Annotated in this window: 18 protein-coding genes and 3 pseudogenes; 14 read left to right on the top strand and 7 right to left on the bottom strand. The window is 67.9% G+C overall.

The features are described from left to right. Positions 1–18: 18 nt before the first annotated feature. The 3 genes from BVI061214_RS09090 to BVI061214_RS09080 are packed head-to-tail and all read right to left on the bottom strand — an operon-like array spanning position 19 to position 5,259. Positions 19–1,752: an acyl-CoA dehydrogenase family protein gene (locus BVI061214_RS09090; protein WP_053768115.1), complete on the bottom strand. Its 1,734-nt coding sequence runs from the start codon at positions 1,750–1,752 to the stop codon at positions 19–21. A gap of 10 nt (positions 1,753–1,762) precedes the next feature. Continuing rightward, positions 1,763–2,956 carry a thiolase family protein gene (locus tag BVI061214_RS09085; protein ID WP_053768114.1) on the bottom strand — a complete coding sequence of 398 codons (1,194 nt, stop codon included), beginning with the start codon at positions 2,954–2,956 and terminating at the stop codon, positions 1,763–1,765. A gap of 11 nt (positions 2,957–2,967) precedes the next feature. Further along, positions 2,968–5,259 carry a 3-hydroxyacyl-CoA dehydrogenase/enoyl-CoA hydratase family protein gene (locus BVI061214_RS09080; RefSeq protein ID WP_053768113.1) on the bottom strand — a complete coding sequence of 764 codons (2,292 nt, stop codon included), beginning with the start codon at positions 5,257–5,259 and terminating at the stop codon, positions 2,968–2,970. Between the two features lie 197 nt (positions 5,260–5,456). On the opposite strand from BVI061214_RS09080, the gene BVI061214_RS09075 reads away from it, so the two are divergent. Both BVI061214_RS09075 and BVI061214_RS09070 read left to right on the top strand, forming a co-directional pair. Then, positions 5,457–6,797 carry a hypothetical protein gene (locus tag BVI061214_RS09075; RefSeq protein WP_053768112.1) on the top strand — a complete coding sequence of 447 codons (1,341 nt, stop codon included), beginning with the start codon at positions 5,457–5,459 and terminating at the stop codon, positions 6,795–6,797. A gap of 10 nt (positions 6,798–6,807) precedes the next feature. Beyond that, positions 6,808–7,350, top strand: coding sequence for a hypothetical protein (locus tag BVI061214_RS09070; RefSeq protein ID WP_053768111.1), 543 nt, complete (start codon positions 6,808–6,810; stop codon positions 7,348–7,350). Here the strand turns inward: BVI061214_RS09070 and mfd are convergent. Together mfd and BVI061214_RS09060 are read right to left on the bottom strand one after the other, a co-directional pair. Next, positions 7,347–10,283, bottom strand: a pseudogene (gene mfd / locus BVI061214_RS09065) (transcription-repair coupling factor). The gene BVI061214_RS09070 and the pseudogene mfd sit on opposite strands and share 4 nt — an antisense overlap. Before the next feature lie 24 nt (positions 10,284–10,307). After that, complete coding sequence (locus BVI061214_RS09060) at positions 10,308–11,144, bottom strand: DegV family protein (protein WP_053768632.1); 837 nt, start codon at positions 11,142–11,144, stop codon at positions 10,308–10,310. Between the two features lie 51 nt (positions 11,145–11,195). Here BVI061214_RS09060 and BVI061214_RS09055 point away from each other — a divergent pair, with 51 nt between their 5' ends. From BVI061214_RS09055 to BVI061214_RS09045, 3 genes are read left to right on the top strand one after another with little or no spacing between them, the layout of a single operon-like run. Then, entirely contained in the window at positions 11,196–11,774 is a 579-nt protein-coding gene (locus tag BVI061214_RS09055) for a pyroglutamyl-peptidase I (RefSeq protein ID WP_053768110.1), read from the top strand. Continuing rightward, complete coding sequence (locus BVI061214_RS09050) at positions 11,771–12,937, top strand: lipid-A-disaccharide synthase-related protein (protein ID WP_053768109.1); 1,167 nt, start codon at positions 11,771–11,773, stop codon at positions 12,935–12,937. Before BVI061214_RS09055 ends, BVI061214_RS09050 begins: the two co-directional genes overlap by 4 nt. A gap of 19 nt (positions 12,938–12,956) precedes the next feature. After that, positions 12,957–14,153, top strand: a complete 1,197-nt coding sequence (locus tag BVI061214_RS09045; protein WP_053768108.1) for a glycosyltransferase family 4 protein — start codon at positions 12,957–12,959, stop codon at positions 14,151–14,153. A gap of 7 nt (positions 14,154–14,160) precedes the next feature. Here BVI061214_RS09045 and BVI061214_RS12600 read toward each other — a convergent pair whose 3' ends face one another. Continuing rightward, positions 14,161–14,868: a glycosyltransferase family 2 protein gene (locus BVI061214_RS12600; RefSeq protein WP_082333140.1), complete on the bottom strand. Its 708-nt coding sequence runs from the start codon at positions 14,866–14,868 to the stop codon at positions 14,161–14,163. 59 nt (positions 14,869–14,927) lie between these two features. Between BVI061214_RS12600 and BVI061214_RS09040 the strand changes: the two genes are divergently transcribed. Both BVI061214_RS09040 and BVI061214_RS09035 read left to right on the top strand, forming a co-directional pair. Then, positions 14,928–16,100: an MFS transporter gene (locus BVI061214_RS09040; RefSeq protein ID WP_053768107.1), complete on the top strand. Its 1,173-nt coding sequence runs from the start codon at positions 14,928–14,930 to the stop codon at positions 16,098–16,100. Beyond that, positions 16,091–17,284, top strand: coding sequence for a polysaccharide deacetylase family protein (locus BVI061214_RS09035; protein WP_053768106.1), 1,194 nt, complete (start codon positions 16,091–16,093; stop codon positions 17,282–17,284). Before BVI061214_RS09040 ends, BVI061214_RS09035 begins: the two co-directional genes overlap by 10 nt. Here the strand turns inward: BVI061214_RS09035 and mnmC2 are convergent. Further along, positions 17,166–17,834: pseudogene (gene mnmC2, locus BVI061214_RS12595) on the bottom strand (tRNA (5-methylaminomethyl-2-thiouridine)(34)-methyltransferase MnmC2). The gene BVI061214_RS09035 and the pseudogene mnmC2 overlap by 119 nt on opposite strands. A 20-nt stretch (positions 17,835–17,854) precedes the next feature. Between mnmC2 and BVI061214_RS09030 the strand changes: the two are divergent. The 7 genes and pseudogenes from BVI061214_RS09030 to BVI061214_RS13840 form a co-directional block, all read left to right on the top strand. Continuing rightward, positions 17,855–18,598 (top strand): DUF554 domain-containing protein, encoded by a 744-nt coding sequence (locus BVI061214_RS09030; RefSeq protein WP_053768105.1) that lies wholly within the window; start codon positions 17,855–17,857, stop codon positions 18,596–18,598. A gap of 10 nt (positions 18,599–18,608) precedes the next feature. Then, positions 18,609–18,878 (top strand): Asp-tRNA(Asn)/Glu-tRNA(Gln) amidotransferase subunit GatC, encoded by a 270-nt coding sequence (gatC, locus tag BVI061214_RS09025; protein ID WP_211256783.1) that lies wholly within the window; start codon positions 18,609–18,611, stop codon positions 18,876–18,878. A 2-nt stretch (positions 18,879–18,880) separates the two neighbouring features. Further along, positions 18,881–20,149 carry a serine--tRNA ligase gene (gene serS / locus BVI061214_RS09020; protein ID WP_053768103.1) on the top strand — a complete coding sequence of 423 codons (1,269 nt, stop codon included), beginning with the start codon at positions 18,881–18,883 and terminating at the stop codon, positions 20,147–20,149. Beyond that, on the top strand, positions 20,140–21,249 hold the full coding sequence (gene menC / locus BVI061214_RS09015; RefSeq protein ID WP_053768102.1) for an o-succinylbenzoate synthase: 1,110 nt from the start codon (positions 20,140–20,142) through the stop codon (positions 21,247–21,249). Before serS ends, menC begins: the two co-directional genes overlap by 10 nt. After that, complete coding sequence (locus BVI061214_RS09010) at positions 21,222–22,004, top strand: GNAT family N-acetyltransferase (RefSeq protein ID WP_053768101.1); 783 nt, start codon at positions 21,222–21,224, stop codon at positions 22,002–22,004. The genes menC and BVI061214_RS09010 overlap by 28 nt, the downstream gene beginning before the upstream one ends. After that, positions 21,985–23,094 (top strand): amidohydrolase family protein, encoded by a 1,110-nt coding sequence (locus tag BVI061214_RS09005; RefSeq protein WP_053768100.1) that lies wholly within the window; start codon positions 21,985–21,987, stop codon positions 23,092–23,094. Before BVI061214_RS09010 ends, BVI061214_RS09005 begins: the two co-directional genes overlap by 20 nt. Next, positions 23,094–24,254, top strand: a pseudogene (locus BVI061214_RS13840) (chloride channel protein); the annotation flags it as partial. The gene BVI061214_RS09005 and the pseudogene BVI061214_RS13840, both read left to right, overlap by 1 nt. Positions 24,255–24,281 lie beyond the last annotated feature (27 nt).

Raw genomic sequence — 24,281 nt, 5'->3', positions numbered from 1 at the left:
GGGACTTCACAAAAGCCCCTAGCGCGGGATGGGGTAGCCCTGGGCCTCGAGGACCGCCTCGGCCACCTTCCGCCTCAGGGCCACCAGGTCCACGGGCTCGCGCTTGGTGAGCCTGCGGGCGGCCGAGTAGACCACCCGGGCCTCGTCCCCCTCCACAAGCCGCGGCAGAACGCCAAGGGCCCTCATCTGGGCCCGGTCCAGGGCCTGCACCAGATAGACCCGGGCCATGGCCTGGGCCAGGTCCCCAAGCCGCCTGGCCCGGAGGACGGCGCTCTCGGCGGCGTAGGCGTCAATGAGGATGTCGGCGGCGGCCGCCAGGACCTCCTGCTCCTCCTCCACCCCCTGGCCGTACCTCTGGGCCGCCAGGCCGGCCACCATCAGGAAGAGTTTCTTGAGGCCGGCGATCTGGTAGAGCTCCAGGTCCTCGGGCTCCTCAAAGCTGGGCTCCAAAAGCTCCTTCTGGAGCTTCATGGCCGCCTGGAAGAGGGGGAGTTGCCCCTTCAGGGCCCGGCGGAGGAGCATGCCGGGGATGAGGAGGCGGTTGATCTCGTTGGTGCCCTCAAAGATGCGGTTGATGCGAGCGTCCCGGTAGGCCCTCTCAATGGGGTACTCCTGGGAGTAGCCGTAGCCGCCGTGGATCTGCACCCCTTCGTCCACCACGTAGTCCAGGACCTCCGAGCCCAGCACCTTGATGATGCTGGCCTCCACGGCGTACTCCTCAATGCCCGCCATCACCGCCTCGGCGCCCTCCTTGCCCAAAAGGGCCTCGTCAATGAGACCCACGGTGCGGTAGACGGCGCTCTCGGCGGCGTAGATGCGGCTCGCCATCTCCCCCAGCTTCTCCTGGATGAGGCCGAAGCGGCCGATGGGGCGGCCGAACTGGACCCGCTGGGCCGCGTACTGGGCGGAAAGCTCCAGGGCCCGCTTGGCCCCGCCCACGGCCCCCGCCCCCAGCTTGTAGCGGCCCACGTTGAGGACGTTGAAGGCGATCTTGTGCCCCTTGCCGATCTCCCCCAGGACGTTCTCCACCGGCACCTTGACGTCCTCCAGGATCACCTGGCGGGTGCTGGAGGCCTTGATGCCCATCTTCTTCTCCTCGGGGCCGAAGGAGAGGCCCGGGGTGTCCCGCTCCACCAAAAAGGCGGTGAAGTGCTCCCCGTCCACCTTGGCGAAGACGGTGAAGAGCTGGGCGAAGCCCGCGTTGGAGATCCACTGCTTGACGCCGTTCAGGATGTAGTATTTGCCGTCTTCCGAGAGGGTGGCCCGGGTCTTGGCGGCCAGGGCATCCGAGCCCGAGCCGGGCTCGGTGAGGCAGTAGGCGGCGATCCACTCCCCGCTGGCGAGCTTCGGCAGGTACTTGCGCTTCTGCTCCTCGGTGCCGAAGTAGACGAGGGGCAGGGTGCCGATGGAGGTGTGGGCCCCGTAAGTGACGGAAAAGCCCCCGGTTCCCGAAAGCTCCTCCGCCACCACGGTGGAGATCACCTTGGGCAAGTCCAGGCCCCCGTAGGCCTCGGGGACGTCAATGGCCAGAAGCCCGAGCTCCCCTGCCTTACGCATCAGGGGCACGTTGAGCTCCAGCTCCCCGTGCTCCATGCGGTCCAGAAGGGGAAGCACCTCCCGCTCCACGAAGGTGCGGGTGGTGCGGGCAATCTCCTTGACGCTCTCGTCAAAGTCCTCCGGGGTGTAAATGGCCTCCGGGCTCTCCAGAAGCCAGCCGCCGCCCTTTTTCCAAAGCTTCTTCTCCTTGGTCATGGTCGCCTCCTTACGCCGGATACACCTCAAAGACGCCGGCGGCCCCCATGCCGCCGCCGATGCACATGGTGACCAGGCCGTACCCCCCGCCCCGCCGGGAAAGCTCGCTGATGAGCTGGGCGGTGAGCTTGGCCCCGGTGGCCCCCAAGGGGTGGCCCAGGGCGATGGCCCCGCCGTTGACGTTGGTTCTCTCCTCGGGCATCTCCAAAGCCCGCATCACCGCCAGGACCTGGGCGGCGAAGGCCTCGTTGAACTCAATGAGGTCAATCTGGTCTAGCTTTAGCCCGGCCCGCGCCAAGGCCTTGGGCACGGCCTTCACCGGGCCGATGCCCATCACGTCGGGCTCCACACCGGCCACGGCGAAGCTCACCAAGCGGGCGAGGGGCTTAAGGCCCAAAGCCTCGGCCTTCTCCCGGCTCATGACCACCACCGCCGCCGCCCCGTCGGAGTAGGGGCTGGCGTTCCCCGCCGTCACCGTGCCCCCCTTCTTGAAGGCGGGGCGGAGCTTGGCCAGGGCCTCGAGGCTGGTCTCGGGCCGCACGGTCTCGTCCCGCTCAAAGAGGACCTCCTCCACCCGTTTCTTGGTGCCCTGGTAGGTGACCTTAGGCACCCGGATGGGCACCACCTCGCTAAAGCGCCCCTGGGCCCAGGCCTGGGCCGCCCTCTGGTGGCTCCTAAGGGCCCAGCGGTCCTGGTCCTCCCGGCTGATGCCAAACCGCTCCGCCACCCGCTCGGCGGTGTAGCCCATGCCGATGTAAACGGAATAGGCCTCCGGGCTCCACTCGGTGGGGGTGAGGTCGGGGTGGAGCCGGGTGTGGAAGCCCGACATGGGCACCTGGCTCATCATCTCCCCCCCACCCGCCAACACCGCGTCCGCCATCCCCGTCATCACCGCCTGGGCCGCCATGGCGATGGTCTGGAGGCCCGAGGAGCAGAAGCGGTTGACCGTGGCCCCCGCCACCTCCACGGGAAAGCCCGCCCGGAGGAGGGCCAGGCGGGCGATGTTGAGCCCCTGGGCCGCCTCGGGCATGGCGCAGCCCCAGAGAACGTCCTCAAGCTCCCTGGGGTCCAGGCCCACCCGCTCCAGCGCCCCCCGCATCACCTGGGCCGAGAGGTCCACCGGGTGGAGGGTGGCCAAGGCCCCGTCCTTCTTGCCCCGGGCCACGGGGCTCCGAACCGCGCTCACGATGACCGCTTCCCGCATCTTCTCCCCCTTTAGTTCCTAAGAGGCTTCCCCGTCTTCAGGGTGTAGGCGATGCGCTCCTGGGTCTTCCGGGTGCCGAGGAGCTTCAAGAAGGCCTCGCGCTCCAGGTCCAGGAGGTCCCACTCCGAGACCTCCCGGGCCGGCCCTTCCCCGCCGGAGAGCACGTAGGCGATCTCCAGGCCGATCTTCATGTCGTGGTCCGTGATCTCCCCCGCCTCGCGGAAGGCCCACACGGCGTAGCGCAGGTTGCCAAGCGCCTCGCTCCCCAGGACGCGGATGGTGGGCGGCAGGGGCGGACGGTAGTCGGGGGCCAGCTCCAGGACCCGCCTTTTGGCGTCGGCGATCAGGAAGTCACGGTTCATGGAGATGCCATCCCGGTCCCTGAGGAAGCCCATCTTCCTGGCCTCGAGGGCGCTTGTGGAGGTCCTGGCCATGGCGATCAGGTTGAAGGCCCGCTTGACCGCCTCAAAGGGGTCCGCCTCCTCGTAGGGGGCGAGCTCCTTGGTGAAGCGGAGGAGCATCTCCTTGGTGCCGCCCCCGGCGGGCAAAAGGCCCACCCCGGCCTCCACCAAGCCCATGTAGAGCTCGGCGTGGGCCTGAACCTTATCGGCGTGCAGGGTGAACTCGGCCCCGCCCCCCAGGGTGAGGCCGAAGGGGGCCACCACCACGGGGAAGGGGCTGTAGCGCAAGGACATGGAGGCCTTCTGGAACTGCCGCACCGCCAGGGAGAGCTCGTCCCAGTCCCCCTCCTGGGCCAGGGAAAGGATGAGGGCCAGGTTGGCCCCGGCGGAGAAGGCCCTGGGGTCCTCGTTGCCGATGACGAGCCCCAAATAGCCCTTCTCCTCCACGTACTCCAGGCTCTTCTGGAGCATGCGGATGACTCCCTCCCCGATGGCGTTCATCTTGGTGCGGAACTCCAGAAGGGCCACCCCATCCCCCAGGTCCAGAAGCGCCGCCTCCTTGCCCTCCAGGAGGGTCTTCCCCTCGGACTTCAGGGCCTTTAAGGAGATGACCCCTTCCCGCTTGGGCAGGGGGTGGTAGGCCCCGTCAAACCCCAGGAAGGCGCCGTTCTTGTAGAAGGCCCCGTCCGCCTTCTCCAGAAGCTCGGGGACGGAAAGCCCATGGGCCCCAAGGAGATCCCTCACCCGGGCTAGGCCCACGGCGTCCATGTTCTTGAAGGGCCCCGCCTCCCAGCCAAAGCCCCACTCCAGGGCCTGGTCCACGGAGACCAGGTCGTAGGCGATCTCCGGAGCCTTCTCCAGGGTGTAGTGGGCGGTCCTGGCGAAAAGCTCCTGGAGGAAGGCCCCGTACTTGCCGGGAAGCTCCAGGGCCTTGGGGAGGCGCTCGGAAAGGGGAAGGTCCCGGATGGCCCCGAGCTCGGGGAGGTCCAGCTTGGCCCTGGGAACGTAGTCCAGGGTCCTGGGGTCCAGGACCAGGATCTCCCCGTTCACCCGCTTGTAAAAGCCGGCGCCCGTCTTCTCCCCCAAGCGCCCCTCCTCCACCAGGCGGAGGACCCAGGCGGGAAGGGCGAAGTCCTCCCCGGTGGCGTGGGCCAGTTCCTCGGTCACCAGCTTCAGCACGTCCAGGCCTGTGAGGTCGGCGGTGCGGAAGGTGGCCGAGTTGGGGCGGCCCAGGAGGGGCCCGGTAAGGGCGTCCACCTCGTCAATGGTGAGGCCGTGCTTCTCCATGAGGCGGACCGCCTGCACCATGCCGTAGACCCCAAGCCGATTGGCGATGAAGCCGGGGGAGTCCTTGGCGAGAACGGTCCCCTTGCCCAGGATGCGCTCGCCGAAGCGGCGGATCTCCGCCAACACCCTGGGGTCGGTCTCGGGGGTGGGGATGAGCTCCAGGAGGTGGAGGTAGCGGGGCGGGTTGAAGAAGTGGGTCCCCAGGAAGCGCTTGCGGAACGCCTCGGAGCGGCCTTCCAGGAGGATCTTCATGGGGATGCCGCTGGTGTTGGAGCTGACGATGGCCGTGGGCTTGAGGAGGCCCTCGAGGCGGGCGTAAAGGGCCTGTTTGGGCTCCGGCTTCTCTATGATGGCCTCCACCACCCAGTCGCAGTCCTTGAGCTTCTCCAGGTGGTCTTCGGTGTTGCCGATCTCCACATAGCGGGCGAGGTCGGCGTCCATAAAGGCCGCCGGCTTGGCCTTCAGGGCCCGCTCCAGCCCCTTCTTGGCGTACTCGTTCCGGTCTTCCTTTCCGGGGATGTCCAAAAGGACCACCGGGACCCCGGCGCTGGCCACTAGGGCGGCGATCCCGCTTCCCATGGTCCCCGCGCCCACCACGCCTACCTTCTTGATCATGGACACCTCCTTATACTGAGTCAAAGTTTACGCCCACGCCCCCTCTCCTGTCAAAGGGGCTTGACACCTCCGGGAGGTAGGCCTTAAGTACCCCACCGCGGCTTTCGCCGCGGTGGGAGCCCCAGAAAAGCCTTTAGCCCCGACTTGGGCATCCCATGTTGCGAAACCAAAATGCGGGCACTTAGACTGAGTGCGTTATGAAAAGAATCCTTTGGCTAGCGGCAGTAGGGCTTTTTAGCATCGGCCTCACCCAAGGGGTGCGGAGCCTGGGCATGGGGGGCGTGGCCCTCCCCGGGCCCGCCCACGCAGGGGCCAACCCTGCCTACGCCGCCTTCCCGGACACCTGGGGCAAAGAAGGCATCCAGCTCCCCATCGGTCTCCTGCGCCTGCTTCCCCTCTTCCCCGACACCAGCCCCTTCGCCTACTTCACCGACCCCCAGGCCTTCAAGGCCAACTTTGACCTCCTCAGCGCCTACGACCAGGCAAGCCACTTGCACAGCTTTCTCCTCAACCCTGCCCGAAGCCCCGACGAGGTGGTCTTCCGGGTGAGCGCCAATGGCCTCAGCATCACCGACGGTTCAGGACGGAACCTGATCCCCTCTTTCCAGACCGGGGCCTCTCCGGAAAAACCCCAGGCCCTCATCCCCGCTCCCCTCTTCAGCATCGCCCTGGACCTGGGTCCTGGGACCTATCTCTCCTTCGGGGCCTTCGCCGGAACCCAAGGGGTACGGCTTTCCCCCAGCCGGGAGCTGGCCCAGGCCTTGGCTGGGGGAAGCCTGGACGTGTGCAAAAGCCAGAACCCGTCCCCATGTGTCCTAGAAGGCGCCGGTGCCTTCAGCGCCGGGCTCAGCCTGGCCCTGGGCTTCGCCGCGCCCCTGGCGGAGGTGCCCGGGCTGGGCCGGGTCTACGTGGGGGTCAGGGGCGAGGGGTTTTACGGCCTGGGCTACGCCGAGGGAAGGGCCCTGGCCCGGCCCACCTTTGACCAAGACGGCAACGTGAGCGGGGTGAGCTACGAGTACCGCTACTTCCTGAGCTATCCCGACTACCTGGAGGGGAGCTTCGGCCTGGGGGCCGGGGGTATGGGCTACGGCCTCCGGGGGGACGCGGGGGTGGCCGTGGACGGGGGCAGGTGGGCCCTTGGCCTTGGGGTGCGGAACCTCCTGGGCTTTGCGGAGTGGAGGGGCCTAGAGGTCCAGGTACGGGACGGGACGGAGACCCGCACCCCCACCACCAAGCGGAGCGATTTCTCAAGCCCCGAGTTCTTCGTCAACGGAGCGTACCGCATGGAAGGCACCGACCTCCTGGTGGCGGCGGACGCCCGCTTTGGGAGCGTGGCCCCCGCCTTCCACCTGGGGCTGGAGTACCCCCTGGGTCCCGTAGCCCTACGGACGGGAATCGGCTATGAGGGGGGCCTCCGCTTTGGCGTGGGCATGGGGTTGAACTTGGAAGCCCTAGCCCTGGACCTGGCCCTCACCACCCACCAAGCCCCCCTGGTGGGAGGCACGGTGTACGGCATCGCCCTGGCAGTGAACTTCTAGGAGGTGTGGGATGAAACGCGCCCTACTTTTGACCGGTCTGCTCCTCCTGGCCGCCTGCAGCGGGCACACGGTGCACCGCCTCGAGGTGGACCTCTTGAGCTTCGTTCCCCAGGATAGCCGCCAAGGTACCCTGGACCTGACCCAGACCGAAATCCAAGTCCCCGGGGACCCCGCCGGCCAAGAGGTGGCGGTTCCCGGTGTAGACGCCCTGGTAGACGCTCGCTTTTTGGTGCAGGCGGAGCTGGAAAACACGGGCACCCTCCCGGCCTCCCTCAGCCTCGAGGTGCGCCTCGCACCCCAGGGAGACGCGGACCTCTACGATGGCAACGGGGACATCCAGGTGGGAAGCGCCACCCTAAGCTTGAATCCGGGGCAAAAGGGACCCCTGGGCCTGGACCTGACCCTGAAAGCGGGGGACCCCGGCTACGACTTGGTGAAGAGCGGCAACTTCCGGGTGGGGGCCCGAATGAGCCTCAGCGGGGAAAAGGTGAGCTACAAGCTCACCCAGGCCGAGGTGGTCCTGCGCCTCAAGCTCTTCAACCTGATCCCCTAGCGGTCGGCGAAGAGGTAGAGGACCTCCATGAGGGCCTCGGGGTAGTCCCGGGGCCTCAGGCCCTTTTTGGGAAGGCGGAAGCCCGGGGGGTACTGGGTGATCTCCACGCGGTGGGGCAGGGCCTTGAGGGCCCGGGCGTCATAGTCCAGGGGGTAGCGGGGGAAAACCACCACCAGGTGGGTGAGGTCCTCGGTGATGGAAAGCGCCCCCTTCCTCTCGGCCACCAGGCGGAGCCGGGTGAGGTTGACGAAGTTCTCCGCCTCCTCGGGGAGGGGGCCGTACCGCTCCTTGAGCTCCCGCACCAGGCGGGAGACCTCCGCCAGGGTCTTGGCCTCAGCGAAGCGGCTGTAGTAGCGGCTCCTGGCCTCGAGGCTCCCCACGTACTCGGCGGGAAGGCGGGCGGAGAGGGCGAGGTCCAGGGTAACGTGGGGCCTCTCCTCCACCTTCTCCCCCTTGAGCTTCCTTAAGGCCTCCTCAAGAAGCTCCGTGTAGACCTCCAGGGAGAGGGCCCGGATGTGGCCGTGCTGCTCGGGACCCAGAAGGTTCCCCACGCCCCTTATCTCCATGTCCTTCTCCGCCAGGAGGTGGCCGCTTCCCAGGTCCGAGAGGTCGGCGATAGCGTGGAGGCGCTTCTCCGCCGCCTCAGTGAGGCGGGGCGGGTGAAAGAGGTAGGCGTAGGCCTCCTGGTCCCGCCGCCCCACCCGGCCCCGGAGCTGGTAGAGGGTGGCGAGGCCCAGGAGGTCCGCCCGCTAAATGAGGATGGTGCCCGCCTCGGGGACGTCCAGGCCCGCCTCAATGATGGTGGTGGCCAGAAGGACATCGTAGGCCCCCTCGGCGAAGAGCACCATGGTCTCCTCAATAAGGCCCTCGGGCATCTGGCCGTGGACCACGCCGATCCGGGCCTCGGGCACCAGGTCCTCCAGGTAGCGCCGCCTGGCCTCAATGGAGGCCACCCGGTGGTGGACGTAAAAGGCCTTGCCGCCCCGCTCCAGCTCCCCTAGGATGGCCTCCCGCACCAGGAGGGGGTCAAAGGGGGCCAGGTAGGTCTTGATGGGCTTCCTCCCCGGGGGCGGGGTCTTGATGCTGGAGAGGTCCTTGAGGCCCACCAGGGCCGAGTAGAGGGTCCGGGGGATGGGCGTGGCCGAGAGGTAGAGGGTGTCCACGTTCTCCTTAAGCTCCCGGATCCTTTCCTTCTGGGCCACGCCGAAGCGGTGCTCCTCGTCCACGATGAGGAGGCCCAGGTCCTTGAAGGCCACGTCGGGCTGGAGGAGGCGGTGGGTGCCGATGACGATGTCCACCCGGCCCTCCTTCAGGTCCTTGAGGATGGCCTCCTCCTCCTTGGGCGGGGTGAAACGGGAGAGGACCTCCACCCGGACGGGGAGGCCGCGGAAGCGCTCCCGGAAGGTCCTGCCGTGCTGTTCGGCCAGCAGGGTGGTGGGCACCAGAAAGGCCACCTGGGCCCCGTGGCCCACCACCCGGTGGGCGGCCCTCAGGGCCACCTCGGTCTTGCCGAAGCCCACGTCCCCGGAGACCAGGCGGTCCATGGGGTGGGGGCTTTCCAGGTCGCGGAGGACCTCCTCGAGAGCCTGCCTCTGGTCGGGGGTGAGCTCGTGGGGAAAGCCCGCCTCCACCAGGGGGTCCCACTCGGGCAGGGCGGGGAAGGCCCGGCCCGGGGTGGCCTTCCTCTTGGCGTGGAGGACGAGAAGCCTGGCGGCCAGCTCCTCCACGTCCTTCCTGGCCTTCTCCTTGGCCCTCTGCCACTCCCCCTTGCCCAGGGAGGAGAGCTCCGGGGGGTCGTCGGTGGTGCCGGGGTGGCGCTTGAGGAGGGGTAGCCCCTCCACGGGCAGGTAGAGCCGCCCCTCCCCCCGGTAGCGGAGGACCAGGTAGTCCCGCCTGACCCCCAAGACCTCCCGGGTTTCCAGGCCCAGGTACTGGCCAATGCCGTGCTCGGGGTGGATGAGGAAGTCCCCGGGGCTTAAGGCGCCGGGGTCGGAAAGCCCTTCCCCCAGGCGCACCCTGGCCCGCACCGCCCCCGTGGCGAAGACCAGGGCCTCGGTGAGGAGGACCTCCTCCCCCCACTCCACCCCGCCCTCAAAGGCCCCGGGGAGGAGGGAAAGCCGCCCCTTGGGCCCGGGGTAGCGCTCCAGGACCAGGGGGGAGAAGGGCGCGAGGCGCCTTTTCAGGTACTCCAGGGTGCGGGCGTGGCCGGCGAAGAGGTGGACCCTTTTGCCCTCCTTGAGCCAGCGGGCCAGGTCCTTTTCCAGGGCTTTGAGGCTTCCCCGGTAAGGGGGAAGGGGCCTCGCCCCAAGCTCCAAAGAGGGAAGCTCCACCCCGCCCCCCAGGGCCACCAAAGGCCTCCCCGCAAGGAGAGGCCAGAGCTCCTTGGGGGCCAGGGCCGGGGTGTCCAGGTAAAGGGGCCCGGGGAAGTGGAGGACCTTTTGGGAGGTGAAGCCCTCGGCCTTTCCCGGCTTGGGCAGGAGGACGTGGCGCCTCCTCTCCTCGCCCGAAACCAGAAGGCGCTCCAGCTCCTCCCCAAAGAACTCCAGCCTCACCTCCCCCACCTCCAGGACCTCTCCCAGGACCCGCACCTCCTCGTCCCGGGCGTAGCCCATCTTGAAAAGCCGCTCCAGGAGGCCTTCCCGGGAATAGGCCCGCCCCACCTCGAGGACCAGGCGCCAGGCCTCGGGGTCCTCGGGGAAAGGGCTTAGGGCCTCCTCGTAGCTCATGACGAAGAGGGCCCGCTCCTCCAGGGCCTCGAGGCCCGGGTTCACGTAGACGGGCGCGCCGAAGGCGGCGAGATCCCGGTAGCGCTTTAGGCGCTCTTCCGGGGCCAGGAGGAGGGCAGGGGGTCTCTCCCGGGCGAAAAGCAGGGCCGAGGCCACCTGGGGCAGGGCCACCCGGTGGCCGTAAAGCTTCTCCTGAGCGATCTCCATGCAAAGCCCCAAAGGGGCCAGAAGCTATTCTAAAGCGTAGGCGTGCACGGCCAAAGACCCGAGGCCCACGTTGGCGGCGATGGCGGCCCCCGAGCGGGTGATGCGGCCCCGCTCCAGGCGTAACGCCCCCTCTAGAGCGCGCTTCAGGCCCTCAATCCACTCGCCCTTGGCGTCGGTGTGGGCGATGGCGATGCGGGCGGCGCGGCCCCTGAACCCCTCCAGGACCAGCCGGGCGAGCGCCTCGGGGACGGCGCTCTCCCGGGCCACCTTGAGGAAGCGGATGTGCCCCTTCTCTATGCGCAGGATGGGCCGGAGGCCCAGGAGGTTCCCCACCACCTCGCCGAAGCGGGGAAGGCGGCCGTTTCGGGCCAGGTGGGAGAGGTCGGCCACGCTGAAGTAGAGGCTGGAGCGCTTCATCCTCTCCATCTCCCGCACCACCTCTTCCTCCTCCGCGCCCCCCTTAAGCATCTCCACCGCCCTCAGGACCATGGCCCCAAGCCCGGCGGAGACCATCCCCGAGTCCACCACCCGGATGCGGGTGGGGGCCACCTTCAAGGCCGCCTCCCGGGCCCGCTCCACGGTCTTGGAAAGCTCCCCGGAGACGTGGAGGGAGAGGAGGCGGTCGTACACCTGAAGGTACCGCTCGTACACCTCGGCGAAGTCCTCCACACTGGGGGGCTCGGTTACGGGCTCGGCCCCCGCCCGCATGGCCTGGTAGAGGGCGTCCGGGGTGAGCTCTTGCCAGTCCTTGTACCTCCTGCCCCCCACATGCACATAGACCGGCACCAGGCCTACGGCTTGGTCCTGGAGCACTTTGGGGGAGAGGTCCGAGGCAGAGTCGGTCACAAGACCTAGGTCCACGCCCCCCATCTTATACCAGGTCAAAGGATAGGCCCCTATAATGGCGAAGGCATGGTCCTGGTCACCGGCTTTGAACCCTTCGGGGGCCTACCCCACAACCCCTCGGAGGCCCTCCTCGCCCTCCTACCGGAGGCCATCGGCGGCAAGCGCCTCCGGAGGGCCCTTCTCCCCGTGGACACCGCCAGGGTAAAGGAGGCCCTCGAGGCCCTCCTGGAGGAAGGCCCGGAGGCCGTCCTACACCTGGGCCTGGCGGAAGGGCGGCCCCTCCTCTCCCTGGAAAGGCTCGCGGTGAACCTCCTGGACTTTGAGCGCCCGGACAACGCCGGAAACGTCGTGGAAGACGTCCCCATCGTCCCCAACGCCCCTTTAGCCCTCCCGGCCCGCTTCCCCGTGAAGGCGGTCTTAAAGCGCTGGCGGGAAGCGGGCATTCCCGCCAGGCAAAGCCTCTCCGCCGGGAGCTACCTCTGCAACCAGGCCTTCTACCTTTCCCTCTTCCACCTGCCTGAAGAGGTCCCGGTGGGCTTCATCCACCTCCCCCCCGACGAGACCCTGGCCCTAAGCAAGCCCGGGCCTTACGTGCCCCTCGAGGTCCAGGCCCGGGCCGTCCTCCTCGCCCTGGAGGTCTTGTGAAGCCCGTTCTCTTTGTTTCCAACGGTCCTACGGAAGATGCCATAGGCGCCCGCATCGCCCAAGGTCTCCCCAGGGTGGTTTGGGCTTTACCCTTGGTAGGAGAGGGCAGGGTTTACGAAAAGGTGGCGGAGCGCATCCTCGGACCCCGTAAGGAAATGCCCTCAGGGGGATTTCTTTTCGGAAGCTGGAAAAACTTCCTTGCCGATCTCCAAGCAGGCTTCCTCAGCATGACTCTCCAGCAATGGCGTGCGGCTCTCACGATACCCAAACCCGCCGCAGTCGTGGTTGTGGGGGATGCCTATGCGCTTACCGTAGGGGTCTTGGCCGCTCGGGGAGCGCCCCTGTACCACGTGAACCCCCTCGTTTCCGCCCACTACCTCGAGGGCCTTTCATCCCCCCTAGAGCTCCTCCTAGACTGGGGAGGAAGCGACTTCACCCCCTATGAAAGGCTTCTCCACCGCAGGGCCAGGGCCGTCTTCGTAAGGGATGAAAAAAGCCTCAACCGCCTGAGGTCCTTGGGGATACGCCACGCCTACTGGTACGGAAGCTTCGCCATGGACCTCCTGCCCCCGCCCGAACGCGATCTAGGCTTCGTAGGGCCAGACCCCCTCCTAGCCCTCCTGCCAGGGACGCGGGGGGACGAGACCTTTAGCCTACCCCTCATGCTGGAAGCGAGCCGGTACTTGCCTCTGGTTCCGGCAGTAGCTTGGCCCAAGGCATGGGAAGCCTTGCCGTCCCTTCCCGGCTGGCAGAAGACCTTTTGGGACGGGGAAACCCTTAAGCTGGAGCGCCAAGGCCACACCGTCTGGGTCCTCCGCCGAGCCTTTTCAGCCATACTCCATCGGGCCAAGCTGGCCTTCGCCACGGCCGGCACGGCAACCGAGCAGGCAGCGGGCCTTGGCATTCCCATCGTGGCCTTCCCCACCCCAGGCCCCCAGTACACCAGGGCCTTCGCCCGCAGACAGAAGCGCCTTTTGGGGGAGGCGTTGCACTTGGTGGAAGCCGATCCCTACCGCGTAGCTGGCCAGGGGCTAATCCTTCTTCAGGCTCCGGAGCTTTACCAGCGCTCCAGCGAGGCTGGAAAGGCCCGAATAGGGCCACCCGGAGGCATCCAGGGCACCAGGGAACACATCCGCAAGGAGCTGGAGGAAGCGTCCCAGTAGTCTGGATGGGGAGAACCGTATGCGCCTCTACCGCGTAGGCCTCTTCACCGATGTGTACTTCCCCAACCCCAACGGGGTCACCACCAGCGTCTACCTCCTCCTGCGGGAGCTCAGGCGCATGGGGCACGAGGCCTGGGTCCTGGCCCCCGCCCACCCGGAGGCGCCAGAGAACGAGGAGGGCGTGGTGCGGGTGCCCTCGGTGGCCTACCCCTTTTACGAGGGGCAGCAGATCGCCCTGCCCTCGGCCCGCTACCTGCCCACGGACTTTGAGATCGTCCACACCCACACCCCCCTCACCCTGGGGGTCTGGGGCCTGAGGCTGGCCCGCAACAAGGGTCTGCCCCATGTCTCCACCTTCCACACCCACTACGAGAAGTACGCCCACTACGTGCCCGGGCTGGCCTTCCTGGACCGGTACACCGGCATCATTCCCCGCCTGGCCAAGGCCTTTTACAACCGGGTGGAGGTGGTCATCACCCCCACGGAACCCGTGAAGCGCCTGGCGGAAAGCTACGGGATAGAAAGGCCCATCCGGGTCATCCCCACCGGGATTGACAACCGCCTCCTGGAGGAGGCACCCCTGCCCTCCCCTTCCCCCTGGCCCGAGGGGAAAAGGCGGCTCATCACCGTGGGCCGCTTAGGGAAGGAGAAGAGCTTTGACGTGGTCCTCGAGGCCGTGGCGGAGATGGCCAAGGAGGCCGAGGTCTTCCTGGTGCACATTGGGGAAGGACCGGAGCTCCCCCACCTCCAGGCCCTGGCCCACAGGCTCGGCATCGCCGACCGGGTGCGCTTCCTGGGGCCCGTGCCCTACCGCAAGATCGGCGGCTACTACCGCCTGGCCGAACTCTTCGTCTTCGCCAGCGAGACGGAAACCCAGGGCCTGGTCATCTGGGAAGCCCAGGCCATGGGGGTGCCCGTGGTGGCCGTGGGGGCCGAAGGCACCCTGGAGGGGGTGGAGGACGGGAAGACCGGGTACCTGGTGCCGCCAAAAGACGCCAAGGCCCTGGCGGAAAAGGCCCTGGAGCTCCTTCGGGACGAGGAAAAGCGCCAGCGCTTCAGCCTCCAGGCCCGGGCCTGGGCCATGGAGCGCTCGGCGGAGCGCATCGCGGAAAAGATTGTGGCCGTCTACGACGAGGCCAACGAGATCCTCCGCGCCGAGCCCAAGAGGCTCATCTTTCCCTTTCCCCGCCTCCCCCTCGCCAAGGAAGACGACTAAGGAGTTTCTAGCGGTTTCGGTCAGCGTAGTAATCCTCCCCGTAATCAGCGGGTCTACCCAACAAACGAGCTAGCACGTTCTTGAGATGCAGCCCGTAAAAACTCCAGCGCCCTTTCTTTAACCGTCGGCTGGAGGTTTTAACCCGTGCCTGGGGAAGGTAGAGAATCTTACCTCGTTCCTTTAGCTTGAGCACCAACCGCAAATCTTCTCCGTACGGAACGTCGTATCCACCCACCTCTAAGGCAATCTGACGACGTACGGCGTGGTTACCTCCAGAAGCGTTGGGTTGGCCCAGCAAGTGCATAATTCTTAAAAAAATCGGGAAGCCATAGCGCGAAAGCCAACGGTCCAGGAGGGGCCCATCCATAAACTCAATGGGCCCATAAACCTCTACTACCTCAGGGTCAACAAAGGCATCCTGTATAGCGGCTATCCACCCCGGCTCCACCACGCAATCGGCATCTGTTGCGGCTACTACATCGCCGGTAGCTGCTTCTAAGCCTGTTTGGCGGGCTATGTGCAAGCCTATTTTGCTTTGATAGATCACCTTAGCCCCCATACTCCGCGCGATCTCCCCCGTGCGATCCGTAGAAGCGTTATCTACCACGATAATCTCGTGCGGAGGCGGATTCTGCTTCAAAATAGACTCAAGGCAGGCTCCGATGAATTCTTCTTCGTTTCGCGCGGGCACTACTACGCTCACCCTAGGCTTCATTCTCCCTCCTTTTGGCGCACAAGTGTGGCGAAAACCTAACCCTAAAAGTATACTCCAACGTGTTTCGCTACCTGCCGTGGGCCCGGGAAGGCCTCTTCGTCCTCTTCCGCCTCATCCTGACGGTGGGGCTCATGGAGGGGGTGCGGAGCGGGTACTTCGCCGGGCTTCTGCCCTTCTACGCCCCGGAGAAGCTCCACCTGGGCCCCACCGCCTTCACCCTGGCCTACACCCTGCACCAGCTTGCGGAAAACCTTTCCAAGAGCCTGGGTGGGCTCCTGGCGGAGAGGGTGGGCTTCGGCCTCACCCTGAGCCTGGCTGCTTTGGTGGGCTTTCTGGCCCTCCTCCTCACCCCCCTGGCCCAGGGGGCCTGGCTCCTTTGGGGCCTGGGCCTCCTTTGGGGGCTCTTTATGTCCACCCTCCACCCCGGGCTCATGACCTACGCCAGCCGCATTGCCGTGCCGGGAAGGGAGGCCAGGGCCCTCTCCTTCACCTTCACCCTGGTCATGCCCTGGGTGGGCATAGGCCTGGTGGGCGTGGGGCAGGTGGCGGCCCGGCACCCGGAGGCGGGCCTCACCGTCCTCCTCCTGGCCCAGGGGATGGCCCTGGCCCTGGCCCTCTCCCTCCTCCGCTTCCGCATCCCCATGCCCCAGAGGACCGGGGAGCGCTACCCCCTAAGCCGCCTCCTCCTCTTTCTCCCCGCCGCCTTCGGCCAGACCTTCGCCCCCGCCTTGGTCTCCCTCTTTCTCCTCCGCTTCGCCCGGGAGAGCCTGGGCCTCGAGCCCCTGGAGGTGGGGGGGCTCCTCCTCCTGGGCGGCGGGCTCACCTTCGGCCTCCTCCCCTTCACCGGCAGAATGGTGGACAAGAGGGGCTACCGCCTAAGCCTCATCCTGGGCCTGGCCCTCTTGGGTGGAGTCATGCTCCGCCTGGCCCAGGGACCCTCTTTAGCCGAGGTCTTCCTCCTTGCGGCCCTGGGGGGCCTGGGGTTTAGCCTCTTCATGCCCGGCTGGAACGGCTTCCTGGCCAGAAACCTGCCCCAGGAGAACCGGGCCGCCATCTGGGGTAGCCTGATGACCGTGGAGGGGCTGGGCGTGGCCCTGGGCCCGGTGGTGGGGGGCGCCCTTTGGGAGGCCTTCGGCCCCCACATCCCCTTCTTGGTCGGGGGCTTCATCTTTCTCGGCCTAAGCCTTTTCTACTTCTATGCGCTGGCCCTAAGGAGGTTTACATGGAACTAGCCCTTGGACTGGTACTCTTGCTCTATGGCCTTTCGGACATCCTCTTCCGCTTCCTGGGCCTTGGGGCCTACGCCCGGGGAAACCGTCGGGAGCCCAAGGTGGCCCTCACCTTTGACGATGGCCCCTCGGAAACCACGGAGGCCCTCCTGGCCCTCCTCAAGGCCCACGGGGTCAAGGCCACCTTCTTCCTGACCGGCGAAAGGGCGAAGAAGCGGCCGGACCTAGTGGAGAAGATAAGGGAGGCGGGCCACCAGATAGAGGACCACGGCCAGATCCACCAGGCCTGGAAGCTCTTTCTGCCCTGGGTGGAGTGGCGGCACATGGCCGAGAACCCGGGGCGCTACTACCGCCCCCCCCACGGCCTCCACACCCCCTTCACCCGCCCCTTCGCCCGGATTCTGGGCAAGCGGGTGGCCCTTTGGGACCTGGAGAGCAAGGACTGGCTGGACCTCCCCCCCGAGGCCCTGGCCGAGCGGCTCCTCTACTACCTGCGCCCGGGAAGCGTAGTCCTCCTCCACGATGGCCCGGAGAGGACCCTGGAGCTTCTAAAGCTGGCCCTCCCCAGGATGCTGGAGCTGGGCTACCGGCCGGTCACCCTAGACGAGCTCTCCCCTATACCCCTAGGGCCTCGTCTAGCCCTGATCAGGGGCCTTCAGGGGTTCAACGAGCGGTATGACCGGACGCACGGGCTAAAGAGGGTGGGCCTTGGCCCCTTTGACTTCCTCAAGGTGGAAGCCAAACCCTTTCCTTGGCCTCCATTCAAGGGAGAGTCCGCTTTGGAACTCCACCTTGACTCCGAACGGGTGGTGGAGCTCACCCCCTTCCAGGCCCTCAGGCAGATTCGGGAGGGGATGAAGGAGCTTGCGGCCATGATAGAAAGAGGCGAGATTCCTCGGCCCAAACTCCTTTACGGCTTCAGCTATCAGGCGGAGGACCTACGGGTTTTGGGTTTTCAGCCCTGGCCTTACCCTCTCCCCTCATGGGCTACCCGTGTGGCGGCCTTGGCCACCATGTGGCAACTCTGGCTCTACCGGGGTGATCTCCCCAACTGGCGTAGGCCCGCGGCTAGCCTCCGTTACATGGAAACCGAGGAGCTCCTACGGCGATTCCCACCGTCCACTCCCGCTTCCCCACCCCCGGCACCCGGTGGGGGCGAAACCCCACCTCCTTCAGGGCCCGCCTGAAGGCCCCCTAGGCCGAGTAGGTGGCGAGGACCGCCCCCCGTCGGCTGGCCAGACGAAGCTTCTTCAGTACCTCCTCCTCCCAGGCCTCGGGGTTCTTCTGGGGGCTGAAGGGGTCCAGAAAGACCGCCGTGGCCCAAAGGGTGGGAAGGGCCGCCTCGCGGATGTCCCCAAAGACCACCTTTAGCTCCCCCCAGGGACCGGCAAACCGCTCCTCGGGCCAGGCCTTTAGGATTTCCCCAAAGACCCTCTCCCCCAGGGGCAAAGGGAGGCGGATGGCGGCCATGACCTCCCGGGGCAGGGGCTCCTTCTCCACCGCCAGGTACCGGAGGAAGACCCCCCGGGCCAGGGCGCTTTCCAGGGCCACGCGGAAGTTCACCATAAGGCCCAAACCCACCTCCAGGACCCGAGGGGCCGGGTGGAGGTGGGTCCTGGTCTTCTCCAGGTAGAGCCTCCGGGCCTGCAGGAGGGCCCCCTGCCTGGGGTGGTAGGCCTCGCCGTAGCCGGGGTGGAAGAGGGTGGGGGTGCCGTCTTCTGTGTAGCGAAACTCCACCGGCCCTTAGAATACCCCCCATGGAGCTCGGCCTCTGGGATAAGCTTTCGGGCACCCTGGTCAACGCCGCCACCGTGGCCCTGGGCACGGGGCTGGGCCTCGCCCTCCGGGGGAGGCTTCCTGAGCGCATGGCCCGCATCATGGTCCAGGGTGTGGGGCTCACCACCCTCTTCATCGGCCTCTCCATGGCCCAAGCCCTGGGCCGGGCCAAGGGCGGGGTGGTGGACGGGGTGGTCCTGGGCCTCATCGCCCTGGTCCTAGGGGGGCTTGTGGGCGAGGCCCTAGGGGTGGAGGAGGCCCTCGAGGGCCTGGGGGAGAAGATCAAGCGGGCGGTGCGGGGCGGGGGAAGCTTCACCGAGGGCTTCGTGGCCGCAAGCCTCCTCTTCTGCGTGGGCCCCATGACCCTTCTGGGCTCCATCCAAAACGGCCTCACCGGGGACGCCAGCCTCCTCCTCCTCAAGGCCACCTTGGACGGGATGAGCGCCATCGCCCTCACCAGCTCCTTCGGCATCGGGGTGGGCTTCAGCGTCCTGGTCATCCTGCTCTACCAGGGCGGGGTGGCCCTCCTGGCGGGCACCCTGGCCCAGGTCCTGCCCGACCCCGCCCAGGACCCCCGGGTTCTCCTGGTGACCGGGGTGGGGGGGCTCATGGTCCTGGGCGTGGGCGCCAACCTCCTGGGCCTCACCAAGGTGCGGGTGGCCTCCTTCCTGCCCGCCCTCCTCCTCGCTCCCCTGGTCTGGGCCTTGGCCGACTGGCTCAGTTAAGATGACCCCTATGGAGCTTTCCCCCGAGCTTCTTAAGAAGCTGGAGGGCCTGGCCAGGCTCAGGCTCTCCCCCGAAGAAGAGGCCCTGCTCCTCGAGGACCTGAGGCGCATTCTGGAGTTCGTGGACGCCTTGCCCAAGGTGCAGGCGGAGGCCGAGGAGGAGGCCACGGGCAGGCTTCGGGAGGACGTGGAAACCCCGCCCCTTCCCCAGGCCCTGGCCCTTTCCGTGGCCCCCGACGGGGAAGACGGCTTCTTCCGGGTACCCCCGGTCTTGGAGTGACCATGGTGGACCTCAAGCGCCTTCGCCAGGACCCGGAGACCTTCCGCAAGGCCATCGCCCTGAAGGGCGTGGACCTGGACCTCGAGGCCCTCCTGGCCCTGGACCGGGAGGTCCAAAGCCTCAAGGCCCGCCTCCAGGAGGTCCAGACCGAGAGAAACCGCATCGCCAAGGAGGTGCCCAAGGCCCCCCCGGAGGCCCGCCCCGCCCTGGTGGCCCGGGGGAAGGCCCTGGCCGAGGAGGCCAAAGCCCTGGAGGAGGCCCTGAGGGAGAAGGAGACCTGCCTCCAGGAGCTTCTTCTGGAGGTTCCTCTCCCCCCCTGGCCCGGGGCCCCCGTGGGCCCGGACGACAGCGCCAACGTGGAGATCAAGCGGGTGGGAACCCCCAGGGAGTTCCCCTTCCCGCCCTTAGACCACGTGAGCCTTCTGGAGAAAAACGGCTGGTGGGAGCCCAGGGTCAGCAAGGTATCGGGAAGCCGCACCTACGCCCTGAGGGGGGACCTGGCCCTCTACGAGCTCGCCCTCATCCGCTTCGCCATGGACTTCATGGCCAAGAAGGGCTTCACGCTCCTCACCCTCCCCTCCTACGCCCGGGAGGCGGCCTTCATCGGCACCGGCCACTTCCCCGCCGCCAAAGACCAGGTCTGGCCCATCGCCGGCACCGACCTCTACCTGACCGGCACGGCGGAGGTGGTCCTGAACGCCCTGCACTCCGGGGAGATTCTGAAGAAGGAGGAGCTTCCCAAGCGCTACGCTGGCTACGCCCCCGCCTTCCGCTCGGAGGCGGGAAGCGCCGGCAAGGACGTGCGGGGGCTCATGCGGGTCCACCAGTTCCACAAGGTGGAGCAGTACGTCCTTACCGAGGCCACCCTCGAGGCCTCGGACCGGGCCTTCCAGGAGCTTTTGCAAAACGCCGAGGAGATCGTGAGCCTCCTGGAGCTCCCCTACCGCCTCCTGGAGGTCTCCACCGGGGACATGGGGCCCGGGAAGTGGCGGCAGGTGGACCTGGAGGTCTGGGTGCCCTCGGAGGGGCGCTACCGGGAGACCCACTCCTGCTCGGCCCTCCTGGACTGGCAGGCCCGGCGGACAGGCCTCCGCTACCGGGACGAGGAAGGCCGGGTGCGCCACGCCTACACCCTGAACAACACCGCCCTGGCCACCCCCCGCATCCTGGTTATGCTCCTGGAAAACCACCAGCTCCCCGACGGCCGGGTCCGGGTGCCCGAGGCCCTGGTCCCCTACATGGGCAAGGAGGTGCTGGAGCCGTGCGAATAGAGGCCGCCGAGCTCAGGATCCTGGAGCTTCCCCTGAAGTTCCGCTTTGAGACCAGCTTCGGGGTGCAGACCAAAAGGACCATCCTCCTCCTGAGGCTCTTCGGGGAGGGCCTCGAGGGCCTGGGGGAAGGGGTGATGGAGAGGCTTCCCCTCTACCGGGAGGAGACGGTGGCGGGGGCCCGCTACCTCCTGGAGGAGGTCTTCCTCCCCCGGGTCCTGGGCCAGGACCTCCCCAACCCCGAGGCCCTCGCCCACGCCCTAAGCCCCTTCCGGGGCAACCCCATGGCCAAGGCGGTCTTAGAGATGGCCTTCTATGACCTCTTCGCCAAAGCCCTGGGAAGGCCTTTGTGGCAGGTTCTGGGCGGGGTGCGGCGGGAGGTGGAGGTGGGGGTGTCCTTGGGCATCCAGCCTTCCCTGGAGGCCACGCTCAAGGTGGTGGAAAAGCACCTCCAAGAGGGCTACCGCCGCATCAAGCTCAAGATCAAGCCCGGCTGGGACTACGAGGTCCTGAAGGCCGTGAGGGAGGCCTTTCCCGAGGCCACCCTCACCGCCGACGCCAACAGCGCCTACCGGCTGGCGGACTTCGCCCGGCTTAAGCGCCTGGACGGGCTGGGGCTGGACTACCTAGAGCAGCCCTTGGGCTACGAGGACCTCCTGGACCACGCCAAGCTCCAGCGGGAGCTTTCCACCCCCATCTGCCTGGACGAGAGCCTCACCTCGGCGGAGAAGGCCAGGAAGGCCATTGAGTTGGGCTCGGGCCGGGTCTTCAACGTTAAGCCCGCCAGGCTGGGCGGCCACGGGGAAAGCCTCAGGGTCCACGCCCTGGCCCAGAGCGCCGGCATCCCCCTCTGGATGGGGGGGATGCTGGAGGCCGGGGTGGGGCGGGCCCACAACCTCCACCTGGCCACCCTGCCCGGCTTCACCAAGCCGGGGGACGTGAGCTCAGCCAGCCGCTACTGGGAGGAGGACATCGTGGAGGAGGCCCTCGAGGCCAAAGAGGGCCTCATGCCCGTGCCGGAAGGCCCCGGCATCGGGGTCCACCTGAAGCTTTCCTTCGTGGAGAGGATCACCCTATGGAAGGGCTACTGGTCCGGGAGCTAAGGGGCTGGGAGGAAATGGAACGGGTGGTGGACCTCCAGCGCCAGGTCTGGGGGCGCTCCGAGAGCGACCTGGTGCCCCGGGGCCTCCTCATCGCCGCCCAGGACGAGGGGGGGCTGGTGGCGGGGGCCTTTTGGCAGGGGGAGATGGTGGGCTTCGTCTTCGGCTTCCCCACCCAGGACCCCGGCCTCCAGCACTCCCACATGCTGGGGGTTTTGGAAGCGTACCGGGGCACGGGGGCCGCCCTCCTCCTCAAGCGCTTCCAGCGGGACTGGTGCCTGGCCCGGGGCATCCGCAAGGTGGTCTGGACCTTTGACCCCTTAAGGGGCCCCAACGCCAACTTCAACCTGAGGAAGCTGGGGGCCTTGAGCCGCACCTACCTCCCCGACCACTACGGCCCCATGAGCGGCATCAACGCCGGTGCCCCTTCGGATCGGCTTCTCGCCGAGTGGGACCTCCTCTCCCCTAGGGTCTACACCCGCATCTATGCCCCCCCGCCGGAGGCCCAGGTGGCGGGCCTTCCCCAGGCCAACCGGGTGGAGGGGGAGGTGCCCCTCGAGGCCAGGCTGGACCTGGAGGCAGAGAGGATCCTGGTCCAGATCCCCGAGGACTGGGGGCGGATCCTGAGGGAGGACCCCGCTTTGGCCCTGCGCTGGCGGGAGCACAGCCGAAAGGTCTTCGGCCACTACTTTGCCCAGGGCTACGCCGCGGTGGACTTCGTCCGGGGGCCCAACCGCTATGTTCTGGCCAAAGGCTGAGATCTGGACCGCCCGGGTGGTCTACACCGGCTTCGGCACCCCCATGCTCCAAGGGGGCCTCGCCGTCCAGGGCGGGGTGGTGGTGGGCCAGGGGCCTCTAGCGGAGCTTCTCGCCCGCTTCCCGCAAAGCCAGGTGGTGGACAAGGGCCTCGCCCTCTTCCCCCCGCCCGTCAACGCCCACACCCACCTGGACCTCTCCCTCCTTCCCCTCTACCGGGGGCCCTTCGCCGGCTTCATCCCCCACGTGGTGGCCCACCGGGCGCAAAGGGGCCTCGAGGGGGCCAGGCGGGGCCTGGAGGAGCTCATGGCCTCGGGGGTGGGGGCCTTCGGCGACATCGTCTTCAAGGACGAGGTCATGGAGTTCCTTCTGCGGGAAAGCCCCCTGCCGGGCGTGGCCTTTTACGAGGTCTTCGCCCCCGAGCCCGCCGAAGCCGAGGAGGTCTTCGCCAGGGTCAGGGCCAAGCTTTCCGCCTGGCGGAGGCTGGAGGGCCGGGTAAGGGTGGGCCTCGCCCCCCACGCCCCCTACTCCGTGAGCCCGCCCCTCCTTAGGAAGCTCGCCCAGTACGCCCGGGAGGAGGGGATCCCCCTTATGGTCCACGCGGCGGAAAGCCGGGAGGAGGTGAGGTTCCTGCGGGAAGGAGGGGGGCCTTTGGCGGCGCTTCGCGCCCGCTTCGCCAAAAGCCCCTGGCGGCCCCCGGGCCTCACCCCCGTCCGCCACCTCCACGCCCTGGGGGCTCTGGGGCCCGGCACCATTCTGGTCCACGGGGTCCAGGTGGACGAGGAGGAGGTGCGGCTCATCGCCGAAAGCGGGGCCAAGGTGGTCCTCTGCCCCCGCTCCAACGAGAACCTGGAGGTGGGGGAGGCTCCCCTTGCCCTTTACGCCCGCCACGGGGTGGAGCTGGCCTTGGGCACCGACTCCAGGGCCAGCAGCCCGGACCTGGACGTGAAGAAGGAGGCCCTCCACCTCCAGGGTAAGGCCGACCTCCGCCTCCTGGTGCGGGCCCTCACCCGGGGCGGGTACCGGGCGCTCGGCCTTCCCACCCCCCGCCTCACCCGGGGCACGCCCGCCCGTCTGGTACACTCCCTTTGATGCGGCCCCCGCCCCGCCTCCCCACCCTGCTGGACGAGGGCATGCGCCAGACGGGGCCGCTCATCCTCTATAGCGCCTTCACCGGGGCCCTGGCGGGGCTTTTGGTGGCCCTCCTGAACCTGGCCTTGAAAGCCCTGAGCGCCTTTTTCGGCGCCTTCATGGGCTACCTGCCCCCCGAGGCCCCAGGGGAAGGGGGGCTCCTCCAGGCCTTCACCGGCCCCCCCTCCCCTCTCCTGGCCCTCGTCCTCCCCCTCCTCTTCGCCCTCACCAGCTTCCTGGGAACCGGGCAGGGGCTCTTTGCCCTCCTCCTGGCCGCCAGGGAGGGCCGCCCACCCAGGCGGGGCGCCTACCCCCGGTCCGTCCTGGGAAGCGCCCTCCAGATCGCCTTTTACTCCCCCATGGGCCGGGAGGGGCCCTTCGGGGTTCTGGGCCTCTGGCTGGGAAGCGCCCTGGACCGCCGCTTCCCCCGGGTGGGCGGGGGGCTGGCCTTCGCCGGGCTGGCGGCGGGGCTAGGGGCCGCCCTCCACGCCCCCGTGGCCGGGGCCCTTCTGGCCACGGAGATCCTCTACCGCTCCCTCCTCCTCGAGGCCCGGGCCCTGACCCCGGCCCTCATCGGGGCCCTCTCGGGCTTCGCCGTCTACGGGGCTTTCTTCGGCTACACCCCCCTCCTCCCCCTCCGGGCGGAGGTGGACCTGGCCGCCGTCCCCTGGGGCGGGGTGGTGGGGCTTCTGGCGGCGGCCCTGGCCACCTTGTGGACGGAAGGGGGACGCCTCTTGGAAGGGCATTTAAAGCGCCTGGCCTTCCCCTTGAGGCACGCCCTTTTGGGCCTGGCCCTGGCCCTCTTCCTCCTCCTTCTGCCGGAGGCCCTGGGCCACGGCCTCGGCTGGGTGGCCGTGGCCGCCACGCCCCTTCTGGCCACCTGGGCCCTTTTCTACCTCCTCCTTTCCAAGCTTCTCCTCCTCCTCCTGGCCCAGGGGGTGCGGGCCTACGGGGGCCCCTACACCCCGGCCCTGGTCCTGGGGGGGCTTCTCGGGGCCCTTTTGGCCCGGCTTCCGGGCCCCCTGGCCCTGCCGCCCGAGGCCCTGGCCCTGGCCGGGGGGGCGGCGGTCCTCTCCGGGGTGGCCCGGGCCCCCTTCGCCGCCACCCTCCTGGCGGCGGAGTGGGGCGGGTACGCCACCTTGCCCCTG

It is taken from the genome of Thermus aquaticus (assembly GCF_001280255.1).
Classification (GTDB): Bacteria; Deinococcota; Deinococci; order Deinococcales; family Thermaceae; genus Thermus; species Thermus aquaticus.
The sequence above is the reverse complement of the archived record's forward strand: the minus strand, read 5'-3'. Positions and strand labels throughout refer to the sequence as shown.